The sequence below is a fragment of the Clostridium senegalense genome (genome assembly GCF_018916625.1).
Taxonomy (GTDB): Bacteria; Bacillota; Clostridia; order Clostridiales; family Clostridiaceae; genus Clostridium_J; species Clostridium_J senegalense.
The window spans coordinates 249,225-261,360 of the sequence record NZ_JAHLNC010000001.1 but is presented as its reverse complement, the minus strand read 5'-3'; the positions used below and the strand labels follow the sequence as shown (position 1 = coordinate 261,360).

At 26.4% G+C, this 12,136-nt stretch carries 10 protein-coding genes; all 10 read left to right on the top strand.

Features of this window, described 5'->3' with window-relative positions:
* Positions 1–6: 6 nt before the first annotated feature.
* The 10 genes from KQI36_RS01290 to KQI36_RS01250 all read left to right on the top strand — a co-directional run bounded on the left by KQI36_RS01290 (position 7) and on the right by KQI36_RS01250 (position 12,003).
* A complete protein-coding gene (locus KQI36_RS01290) occupies positions 7–873 on the top strand; it encodes a polyprenyl synthetase family protein (protein WP_216449343.1) in 867 nt (288 codons plus the stop codon).
* A gap of 1,074 nt (positions 874–1,947) precedes the next feature.
* Entirely contained in the window at positions 1,948–3,819 is a 1,872-nt protein-coding gene (gene dxs / locus KQI36_RS01285) for a 1-deoxy-D-xylulose-5-phosphate synthase (RefSeq protein WP_216449341.1), read from the top strand.
* A 10-nt stretch (positions 3,820–3,829) separates the two neighbouring features.
* Positions 3,830–4,654: a TlyA family RNA methyltransferase gene (locus tag KQI36_RS01280; RefSeq protein ID WP_216449340.1), complete on the top strand. Its 825-nt coding sequence runs from the start codon at positions 3,830–3,832 to the stop codon at positions 4,652–4,654.
* Positions 4,651–5,502, top strand: coding sequence for an NAD(+)/NADH kinase (locus KQI36_RS01275; protein WP_216449338.1), 852 nt, complete (start codon positions 4,651–4,653; stop codon positions 5,500–5,502). Before KQI36_RS01280 ends, KQI36_RS01275 begins: the two co-directional genes overlap by 4 nt.
* The gene (locus KQI36_RS01270) at positions 5,502–5,954 is read left to right on the top strand and encodes an arginine repressor (RefSeq protein ID WP_010292255.1); all 453 of its coding nucleotides are present in this window, start codon (positions 5,502–5,504) and stop codon (positions 5,952–5,954) included. The genes KQI36_RS01275 and KQI36_RS01270 overlap by 1 nt, the downstream gene beginning before the upstream one ends.
* Before the next feature lie 12 nt (positions 5,955–5,966).
* On the top strand, positions 5,967–7,661 hold the full coding sequence (gene recN / locus KQI36_RS01265; RefSeq protein WP_216449336.1) for a DNA repair protein RecN: 1,695 nt from the start codon (positions 5,967–5,969) through the stop codon (positions 7,659–7,661).
* 696 nt (positions 7,662–8,357) lie between these two features.
* The gene (spoIVB, locus tag KQI36_RS01260; RefSeq protein WP_216449334.1) at positions 8,358–9,545 is read left to right on the top strand and encodes a SpoIVB peptidase; all 1,188 of its coding nucleotides are present in this window, start codon (positions 8,358–8,360) and stop codon (positions 9,543–9,545) included.
* A 201-nt stretch (positions 9,546–9,746) separates the two neighbouring features.
* Positions 9,747–10,562 (top strand): sporulation transcription factor Spo0A, encoded by an 816-nt coding sequence (spo0A, locus tag KQI36_RS01255; protein ID WP_010292251.1) that lies wholly within the window; start codon positions 9,747–9,749, stop codon positions 10,560–10,562.
* Between the two features lie 626 nt (positions 10,563–11,188).
* The gene (locus KQI36_RS17810) at positions 11,189–11,317 is read left to right on the top strand and encodes a hypothetical protein (RefSeq protein ID WP_280527021.1); all 129 of its coding nucleotides are present in this window, start codon (positions 11,189–11,191) and stop codon (positions 11,315–11,317) included.
* A 167-nt stretch (positions 11,318–11,484) separates the two neighbouring features.
* Positions 11,485–12,003 (top strand): NUDIX hydrolase, encoded by a 519-nt coding sequence (locus KQI36_RS01250; protein ID WP_216449332.1) that lies wholly within the window; start codon positions 11,485–11,487, stop codon positions 12,001–12,003.
* Positions 12,004–12,136 lie beyond the last annotated feature (133 nt).

Here is a 12,136-nt window from a genome sequence, read left to right as displayed (position 1 = left end):
TGTAAAATGGATATTAAGGACTTTAAAAATTTAATAGAAAAATACATATTGGAATATTTTGATGCAAAGCCAGAAGGTTTAAAAAAGTATTTAGAGCCAATGCTTTATAGTATGAAAGTTGGGGGCAAAAGAATAAGACCAATACTTTTACTTTTAACTTATAATTTATATAAAGAAAAATATGAAGAGGCACTACCTTTTGCTTTGTCAATGGAAATGATTCATACGTACTCATTGATACATGATGATCTACCAAGTATGGATGATGATGATTTAAGACGAGGAATGCCCACTAATCACAAAAAATTTGGAGAAGCTAGAGCCATATTAGCAGGTGATGGACTATTAAATGAATCCATGATTATAATGTTTAATCAGTGCATGAGTTTAGAAGCAAGAAAAGTTAAAGCATCTAAATTAATAGCTGAAGCTGCTGGTGCAGAAGGTATGATATTAGGTCAAATCATAGATATTGAAAGTGAAGATAAAAAAGTATCTGAAGAAATGCTTTTAAAGATGCATAAAAATAAAACAGGACAGCTTATAAAAGCGTCAGTATTAAGTGGTGCTATACTAGGAGAGGCTACTGAAAAAGAGTTAGAAATATTAAGTGAGTATGGAGAAAAAATTGGTTTAGCATTTCAAGTCAAGGATGACATTTTAGATGTAATTGGCGATGAGAAAGCAGCTGGAAAAAGTTTAAGTGATAAGGATAATTTAAAAAGTAATTTTATTACAATGTATGGTCTAGAAAAATGTAAAGAATATTGCGAAAACTTAACTGATGAATGTATTCAATTATTAAAACAATTAAATAAAAATGTGGATTTACTAATAGAGCTTACTGAATTCTTGTTAAAAAGAAATTATTGATTGTAATATTTCATTAATCTAAAATATAAATTTGATAATTTTAAGCAGTATGAGAATATAGGAAAAGCTTAATTATTTTTAATGCTAAAGAAAAGAAAAATGAAGGAAAAAGCAGTAAAATGGAGATTTTGACATTTTAAATGCATATGATATAATGTGATAAAAAAGGTGGTGCAGTATTCTAGTCAGGTAAGTATCTTTGAAGACGGGGCTAAAAATCCGTTGAAGAGCATATCGATGAAGTTCCTTGTGCTGGCTTAAAACGCCCAGTTTTGGGTTGGTGCTGGGAGTAAGAATGTGGGGCAAGCGCAAAGGCATGCGTAACTGACCCTACATTCGTGGAGACCATTGTATGTGCTTTGGGAGAGATATCCAAAGTACGGCAATGGATTAAACCTGCATTGTGGTAAACTGAGCTATGTGCAGAGTAGCTTGCCTTGAGTGATATAGGTGGAGGTAGGATCAGATCTTAATATTGAGGCCAAAGTATTAAGATTATTGCTTACTGAAACCTATGTTGCAAAAGAGGATAAAAAGATACCTAACTGTTGAGGAAATCTCCTAGACTGTTTATTTTTAAGGTATATTAGGGATTGTAGTGTGGACTAAGTGGTAATCTAGTTCTATATATGGCAACAGTATAGATAGAATATTAAAAGGAAACTGCTAAAATGGCGACATTTTAGTTATTCTATGGGAAATCCTACTAGACCTAAGCCGCAAATTTTACTTAGTATATCACCACCTTTTATTAATATAGTAAAACAAGCTTAACCCTTAGTTAAATGAGTTATAAGTTTGTTGTTACTTTATTACGGCATCTAGGTTTTCTAAACAATAAATTAAAAAGTTAACTTGGAATTTTATAATAAATTGAAAGGTAATTATAAAAATTAAATTATAAAAATAAATTTAAGGGGAAAAGTCAGTAGACTAAAAAGATTATTTAATCTTTAATGATTTATAATATTATGATGCGATTTTATAGAAGAGTAATTTTGCTATTTTGTAAAATATGATATAATTTTTACGGTTACGAAAATAATATATTTTGTAAAAAAGAGGATAATGAAAATGACAAAGTACTTAGATAATTATAGTGATTTTAATAGTATAAGATATATGAATTTAAATGAGCTAAATGAATTTGCAAGTGAAATAAGACAATTTCTTATAGAAAAAGTTTCAGTAACTGGCGGACATTTAGCTTCAAATTTAGGTATAGTTGAATTAACAATTAGCCTATTTAATGTATTTGATTTTAATAAAGATAAAATAGTTTGGGATGTTGGTCATCAAAGTTATGTACATAAGGTATTAACTGGAAGAAAAGAGTTGTTTGGTACTTTAAGACAATTTGATGGATTAAGTGGATTTCCTAAAAGAGATGAAAGTCAATATGATTTTTTTAATACAGGACATAGTAGTACATCAATTTCAGCAGCATTGGGAATGGCAAGAGCTAGAGACTTAAAAAAACAAGATAGCAGTATTATAGCTGTTATAGGTGATGGTGCTTTAACTGGTGGAATGGCCATGGAAGCATTAAATGATGTTGGCGATAATAAAAGTAAATTAATAATAATATTAAATGATAATGAAATGTCAATCTCAAAAAATGTAGGGGGAGTTTCATCATATTTAAGTGAAATAAGACTAGATAGCGGGTATAATAAATTAAAAACTGGAGTTACAACTAAGTTAGAAAAAATACCTACTGTAGGAAAAGGTATGGTAAATTCAATACATAAAATTAAAGGTGGTATAAAACAAATATTTGTGCCAGGAATGTTTTTTGAAGATATGGGTATTAAATATTTAGGACCTATAGATGGCCATAATATAAAGGAAATGAGTAAAGTTCTAAAAATGGCTAAAAATTTTAATGGACCAGTAATTATACATACAATAACTAAAAAAGGAAAAGGATATCCTTTTGCAGAGAAAGCTCCTCACAAATTTCATGGAGTAGGACCCTTTAATTCTTGTAATGGAAAAATTAATGGAAGTAGTAGTAAGAGCTATTCATCAGCTTTTGGTGAAGAAATGATAAATATAGCTAAGGCTAATCCAGATGTAGTAGCTATAACAGCGGCTATGCCTGAAGGCACAGGGCTAGGTAGCTTTGCTAAGCAATTTCCACAAAGATTTTTCGATGTAGGTATAGCAGAACAACATGCTGTAACTATGGCGGCAGGAATGGCAGTTTCAGGATTGAAACCTGTTTTTGTGGTATATTCAACTTTCTTACAAAGAGGATATGATCAGGTATTACATGATGTGGCATTACAAAATTTACCTGTGGTTTTTGCTATAGATAGAGCAGGAATTGTAGGTCAAGATGGTGAAACACATCAAGGAATATTTGATTTGTCGTATTTATCACATATACCTAATATGACAATAATAAGTCCTAAATGTGTAGATGAATTAAATGTAATGTTAAACTTTGCTGTTACTGCAAATTATCCAGTTGCTATAAGATATCCTAGAGGTGGAGATATGGCAAATGTACATCTGTCACCTATAAAAAACATGGAAAAAGGTAAATGGGAAGTACTACAAGGTATAAAAGGTAAAATAGCAATTTTGGCCACAGGAAAAATGGTACAACATGCAATTATAGCTAAAGAACAGTTACTTCAAAGAGATATAGATTGTACTGTAATTAATTCATGTTTTATTAAGCCAATAGACACTAACTTAATTGATAAACTTATAAACGATGGGATTAGTATGGTAGTTACTGTAGAGGATAATATAATAAATGGTGGACTAGGAGATTTAGTATTACAATATATAAATAAAAAGAATTATAATAGCACTAAAGTTATTAACTTAGGATTTGATGATGAATTTATACCTCATGGATCAGTTGATATATTATATAAGACTTATGGATTAGATCCAAAGGGAATCTATAATAGTATTATTAGTGCATTATAAAGGAGTAGGCATGAGCGAGAACTTAATTAGACTAGATATTTTAGTGCATAATAAAGAAATTGCACCTTCAAGAGAAAAAGCAAAAGAATATATAAACGAAGGCAAGATTTATGTAAATGGATTAAAAGAAGTTAAGTGTGGTAAAAAAATTTATAAAGATTCACAAATAGAACTTAGAGGTGAAACAATACCTTATGTTAGCAGAGGTGGATTAAAGTTAGAAAAAGCTATAAAAAGTTTTAACATAGATTTAAAGGATAAAATTTGCCTAGACATTGGAGCATCTACAGGTGGTTTTACACATTGTATGTTAAAAGAAGGTGCTACTAAAGTATATTCTATAGATGTAGGACATGATCAGCTTGTAAAGGAATTAAAAGAGGATAATAGAGTTATATCTATGGAAGGTGTAAATGCAAGATATTTAACTTCAGAGGATTTTGAAGAACTTTCTGATTTTGCTTCAATAGATGTTTCGTTTATATCATTGGAAAAGGTAATTCCGTCAGTAGCAAATCTTTTAAATGAAAATGGTAAGATTATAGCCCTTATAAAACCACAATTTGAGGTTGGCAGAGGAAAAGTTAATAAAAAAGGAGTAGTTAAAAAGGTTACAGACCATATAGAAGTTATATTTAGAATTGTTAAATTTATAGAATCAATTGGATTAACTGTACTAGGTTTAGATTATTCTCCTATTAAAGGACCTAACGGCAATATAGAATATTTGGTATATTTTTCTAAGTCTATAAATACAAATAATATATTCTCAGTGGATGAAATAGAAAGAATAGCTAAAATATCTCATTCCAGTTTATCAATGGAGGAAGTATGAAGAATATAGGGATAAATATTAATTCTAAAAAGGATAGTAAAGGCACAATAGTAATTGAAGTAGAAAAAATAGTTAAAAGATATTTTAAACAATGTAACATATATAAATTTTATGATTCCTTAAACTTAGACAGTGAAAAAGGCGAAAATTTAGATTTTTTAATAGCTTTAGGTGGAGATGGTACTATCTTAAGAGCAGCAAGAGCAGTAGAAAAATTTGAAACGCCAATATTAGCTGTTAATATAGGTCATTTAGGATTTTTAACAAGTATAGAGCTTTCTCGATTAGAAAGTGGGATTAAGCGCATAAAATCCAATGAATATACAATAAATAAACGTATGATGATAAAGTGTTCTTTACCAGAGAGAAATGAGGAATATTATTATTCAGCTCTAAATGAAATAGTTATTTCTAAAGGAAGCTTTTCTCGCGTTATAAATTATGATATATATATAGATGGAAGTTTTTATATAAATTATAAGGCGGATGGTCTTATAATTTCTACTCCAACAGGATCTACAGCATATGCTTTGTCAGCAGGCGGACCAATTATATATCCAACATTAGAGGTTATAGGAGTTACACCTATATGTCCAATTTCTATAGGAAGCAAAACTATAATATTAGACTCTAATAATAAAATATCAATAATGATTAATTCTCAAGATGGTGGTTCATACTTATGTGTAGATGGTCAATCAGTAATAGAATTGAAAGACAAAGAGGAAGTTTATATAGAAAAAATGACAAGAAAATGCAACTTAATAAATTTTGATGACTATAATTATTTTGACTTATTAAGAACAAAAATAATTTCAAGATCAATACAATGTGAAGGTGATAATTAGTGAAAAGTTTAAGGCATAATAAAATTTATGAAATAATAAAAAGTAAAGATATTGAAACACAAGAAGAATTAGCAGAAGAACTGAGGAACGATGGTATTAATGTAACTCAAGCTACAGTTTCAAGAGATATAAAAGAATTAAATCTTATAAAAATTTTATCTCATGATGGAAAATATAAATATGCAGCATCTAGTAAAGTGACAGGATACAATCCTAATGCAATGGCTAATATGTTTTCTAAAACTGCCACTTCAGTTGAAAAGATAGATAAGTTTTTAGTTGTAAAGACAATAACAGCATCAGCAGGTTTAGTAGCAGATGCTTTGGATTCATTTGCATTTGATGGTGTTGCAGGTACAATAGCAGGAGATGATACAGTCCTTGTTATAACTAGAAGTGATGAAAAATCTAATGAGATATTTGATAGAATACAGAAATTGATTCATAGATAGGGTTGATGTATTATGTTGTTACAATTAAATATTAAGAACTTTGCATTAATAGAAGAACTTTCTATTGATTTTGAAAATGGTTTCAATGTCTTGTCCGGTGAGACTGGAGCTGGAAAATCTATATTGATAGATGCTATTAATTTTGTTTTAGGTGGAAAATTTAATAAAAATCTTATACGAGTTGGGGAAGAAAAAACTGTAGTTGAAGCAATATTTACAATAGAAAATGAAAGAATAAAATCTACACTAAATATGTTAGAAGTAGATTATGATGATGTATTAGTGTTAACAAGAGAAAGTTTTAACACTGGTAAAACTATAGCTAAAGCTAATGGTAAAACTTTAATTTTATCAAAAATTAAGCTTATTAGTGAATCTATATTAGATATACATGGCCAACATGAAAATCAAAATCTTTTAGATAATTCTAATCATATAGTATACGTAGATGCTTTTGGAAGTGAAAATATAACTATTTTATTGGATGAATATAAAACATTATATGAAAGATTATCTTCAATAGAATCAAAAATAAAAGAGTTAAAAGGTAATAATAACGATAGAGAAAAAAATATGGATTTTATAAAATTTCAAATTGATGAAATATCAAATATAAATCCTAAAATAGGTGAAGATGAAGAATTACAAGAAAGTTTTTCAATGTTATCTAATGCAGAAAAAATAGAAAAGAGTTTATTACTGTCATATAGTATGTTAAGAAACAGTGGAGAAGAAGGATATTCTACTATAGATGGATTATCATATGTTATTAAGGAACTAAGAACTATAGAAAATAATAAATCTGAAATAAAAAAAATAGTATCTGCACTAGAAAGTTGTTATTATATAATAGAAGAAAATATTGATGATATAAGAACTATAAAAGATAATATATATTATGATGAAAAAGAATTAGAATTTGTTAATGGAAGAATGTATCAATTAGGTATAGCTAAAAAAAAATATGGGGAAACAATAGAAGAAATATTAAATTATAAAAAAGATTTAGAAGTCCGTTTTGATGAACTTTCAAATTTTGGTGAAATAATAGAAAAACTTGAAAAAGAAAAAACTGAATTAGAAAAAAAAATCGGTGAAAAGGCAGTAGAAATTCATAATATTAGAGTTTTAATAGGGAAAGAACTTGAAAAAAAAGTAAAAAATGAATTAGATTATATAGGACTTAATAAAAGTACATTTAAAATAAATATAGAGCTTACAGAAAATATTTATTCTAATGGTATGGATAAAGTTCAATTTAATATATCAACAAATCCTGGACAACCACTTCAACCATTGGAAGAGATAGTTTCAGGTGGAGAGCTTTCAAGAATAATGCTAGCACTTAAAACTGTATTTGTGGATAAAGATGAAATTCCAACAGTTATATTTGATGAAATTGATACTGGAATAAGTGGAAGAATAGCTCAAAGAGTTGGTGAAAAAATGTATTTAATATCAAAAAATCACCAAGTTTTATGTGTAACTCATTTACCACAAATAGCTAGTATGGCAGATTATAATTATTTAATAGCAAAAGAATCTACAAATGATAAAACTTTTACAAAAGTAAGAAAAATGGATAAAAATGAGAAGAAATATGAGATAGCTAGAATGATAGGTGGAAGTGAAGTAACTAAATTAACACTAGATAACTCAGAGGAAATGATAGAAATGGCTAATATATTAAAACGTAATATAGTATAAAAACAAAAAAACTGTATGAAAATAAGATTGAAATTTTATTTTCATATGGTTTTTTTATTATATAAATTTGTAAATTAAATTTTTTATCTATTAATATATATTTTTAAAAAAATTATTAAGTGAAGGGTATTTTTTATGATTATAGAATATATTTTTTATAATATAGGAAAATAAGTTCATATTTAAGTTTATTCATTAAACTTTTGTTGGAATTTGATAAAAGTTATTATAACTATAGTCAATAGAAAAGTAAGAGTTAATAGTTTAGGGTAAATTAAAGAAATTTTCTACTAGATAAATGAATGACTTTACAATTTACTTTAAAGTTCTATATTTAGAGATAAATATTAAAAAATAAAATTAATTTACAAAAAATAACAATAGTTATTTATAAGTTAAGCATACAATATATATTAAGAGATATATTTATATAATTTATCATATAAAAAAATGTATAAATAAAAGTTATATACAAGGAAATTTTAATACAAGAAAAAAGGAATTAATAGTAATTAAGTTTTAAAAGCTAAACATATTTATTGTTACAAGGATTTGATGTTCCAAACTTATACTAAAAATTTATCTAAATAATAGTAACATCTTATGATTTTAACTTTTAAAGAAATATAATATCAACATAATAAATTTAAAACTTGGGAAATTTAAAAATACAAAGTTAAAAGGAGGCATAGCATTATGAAAAAGAATAGAAATAATATATTATCTTTATTTATATCAAGTATAATATTTTTTACTATAATTTTTAGTTCAGGAAATTTAGGTGAAAACATTGAATTGGCTTTTAAATTAAATAAAGATAATTCATATAGCTATAATGAAGGAATACTTAAAACTAAAAATCTAGATATTAGCGTAAGTAATATAAACAAAGATTCTATAAAATCAAATAAAAATTTATATGCTAAAGCTTCCGAAATTAAATTATACCCAGGTGGCCAACCTTTAGGAATAAAATTAAATACTAAAGGAGCTTTAGTAATAGCATTATCTGATATACAAACTAATAATGGTTTAATTAGTCCAGGAGCTAAAGCTGGAATAGAAATTGGTGATAGCATATTAAAAATTAATAATGAAGAAATAAACAGCTCAGAAGATGTAGCAACTTTTGTAAATAGATGCAATGGCGAAGAAATTTTAATTACAATTAAAAGAGAAAAAAATATTATGGATGTTAAATTAAAACCAGTTAAATGCTTAGATGATGATAAATATAAAATAGGACTTTGGGTAAGAGATTCTACAGCTGGTGTTGGAACATTAACTTTTTATGATGAAAAAAGCAAAAGATTTGGAGCATTAGGACATCCAATAACAGATGTAGATACAGGAAATATTATGTCTATATCAAACGGAGAAATAATTTCATCTAACATAGTTTCAGTAAGAAAAGGAGAAAGAGGAAATCCAGGAGAATTAAGAGGGATTTTTACAGATGAAACTAGTAGTTTAGGTAATATAGAGTATAATACGGAATGTGGAATATTTGGTAAAGGTAACGATTCATTATTAAATGGAGTTTATAATAATCCATTACCGATAGCATCAAGAGATGAGATAAAAATTGGTAAGGCGCAAATATTAACTACAATTGAAGGAAATGAACCGAGATTTTATGATATAGAAATTGAAAAACTATTACCACAGAATGAACCAGGATCTAAAAGTATGGTAATTAAAATTACTGATGAGGAATTTTTAAGTAAAGTTGGTGGTATAGTTCAAGGTATGAGTGGTAGTCCAATTATACAAGATGGCAAAATAATAGGTGCTGTGACACATGTGTTAATTAACAAGCCAGATACTGGTTATGGTATATATATTGACTGGATGCTAAGGGATTCAGATATTTTATCAAAATAGATAGATTTTTTCCAAGAAAAATAATAAAATGTATAAGAGAGGGTTCTTATGCATTTTATTATTTTAATTTTAAATTTGAAAAAGTGTAAAATAATTACAAAATTCATTTTTTTTAAATTTAAAAGAAGGAATTATATTTCTTTTGTCGAAAATATAGATTGTTAGAAAATGGTAATTAGTAGGAAAAGGGGAGTATATAATATGGAACAAAATAGTATCAGTGTACTTATCGCAGATGATAATAAGGAATTTTGTAATATTCTTAATGACTACTTACTAAGTCAAAAAGATATTAATGTGGTTGCTATAGCGAAAGATGGTATAGAAGCATTAAAGTTCATAGAAGAGAAAAAACCAGATTTAGTAGTTTTAGATATAATAATGCCACATTTAGATGGATTAGGTGTACTTGAAAAATTAAATAGTATGAACTTAGATCCTATGCCAAGAATAATTGTTTTATCTGCAGTAGGTCAAGATAAAATAACACAAAGGGCAATAACTTTAGGTGCAGATTATTATGTAGTTAAACCATTTGATATGGATGTATTTACAAAGAGAATTAGACAGATGTTTAATAACACAATAACAGGTGATGAAAATAAAAAACCTATAGTTGTATCAGAAGTGCCAACAATATCAAAAACAGCTGAAAGTGGACCAGTAAATTTAGAAACAGAAATAACTAATATAATTCATGAAATAGGTGTACCAGCGCACATTAAAGGATATATGTATTTAAGAGAAGCTATAACTTTAGTTGTAAATGATATAGAATTTTTATCAGCAGTAACAAAAGAATTATATCCAACTATAGCTAAAAAATACAATACTACTGCAAGTAGAGTTGAAAGAGCTATAAGACATGCTATAGAAGTAGCTTGGAGCAGAGGACAAGTAGACACAATTAATAAGTTATTTGGATATACTATTCATAATGATAAAGGTAAGCCAACTAATAGTGAATTCATAGCTATGGTTGCAGATAAATTAAGATTAAAAAATAGAGTTAGCTAACAGATATTTTTTTAAATTTATAATTTTTAAAATAATAAATAAATGTAAGTTAAGAAAAGGTATATGTTTTATTAAATATTTATATTATATTTGATTAAATGTGTGCCTTTTTCATGTAAAAAATTAAAAAAAATATTATAATTTGGAATTTAAAATTAAGTAATAAAAAACTATATTAATATTTATCTAATATTTAAAAGCAAAAAAGTTATAAAATGTATTATAAATATATAGTAGGTGTAATTTTAAGTAGATGTTTAAATAACATAATAATTTATTTAAACAATTACATTATAAAGTTATACTTAGAACATAATCTATTAAGTTATTAAAGTAGTTTAAATGCGTTATGAGGGTTAAGAATGCAATTAAGGATGTAGACTTCAATAAAAGTTATAAGTAGCTTAAATATGGCATATTTTAATGAATACAAGTTATTGTATGATTATAGATATATGAAGATCAGGGATTAGAATTATAAATTGATAAAAAAATAAAAGATTATTATTATATTCTTATTAATAATAATTTTTATTGCAATATCAATATTTACAAGTAGATATAGTGCTAAGAAAACTATTTTCGATTATATGGATAAACAGGGTATATAAAGAAAAGATATTGTGGTGGAAGATTTTTTAAAAAATTGGGATGTTGGTGGGTATAATTACATGGTCTATGTTAAAGGTGAAGATCCAGAAGTTTATTATAAATATCAATATAAAAATAAAAAAATAGAGTTTTATTTTCAATAATGAATATACAGTTGGTAAAAGAAAAAACTTGGTGTAAAAATGGTTTATATGGTTCAGAATTTGTATTAAGATAATGGATATTGAAATAGTAAATATTTAATAATAAAATATTAATTAAAAAAGTTTTTTGTTTAATATTTAAAATAAAATATATTTTGGAGGATATTATGAAATTTTATGAAGAGACAATAAGTACTAATTATATACACAAAGGAAAGATATTGAATTTAAAAATAGAAGAAGTAAAGCTTCCAAATGGAAAGACGAGTAAAAGGGAAATAGTTGAACATAGAGGGGCTGTGGCTATTTTAGCATTTAAGGATGAAAATACTATTCTTTTAGTTAACCAATTTAGAAAACCTTTAAATGAAACTATATTAGAAATTCCAGCAGGAAAGTTAGAAATTGGAGAAGAGCCGGTCATATGCGCTCAAAGGGAATTGGAAGAAGAGACAGGGTATAAAGCTAACAATTTGAAATTCTTAGGAAAAATAGTAACTACTCCTGGATTTAGTGATGAAATTATATATATATATAAAGCAACAGGTTTATATGATGGAACTATAGGTGGAGATGAGGATGAGTTTATAGAGTTGGAAGAAATAACTATAGATAAATTAAAAGAAAAAATAAAAAATGGTGAAGTTATAGATGGAAAAACCATAGCTGCATTAGGTTTTTTATAATAAATAGAATTTAAATAATTTGAAAAGATTGAAGTATAATTTTTATTATAATTCAATCTTTTTTCTTATATTAATTTAGTAACACATTTAGAAAATAATCATATAATAAAAGATTAATTCATATTTATAGATA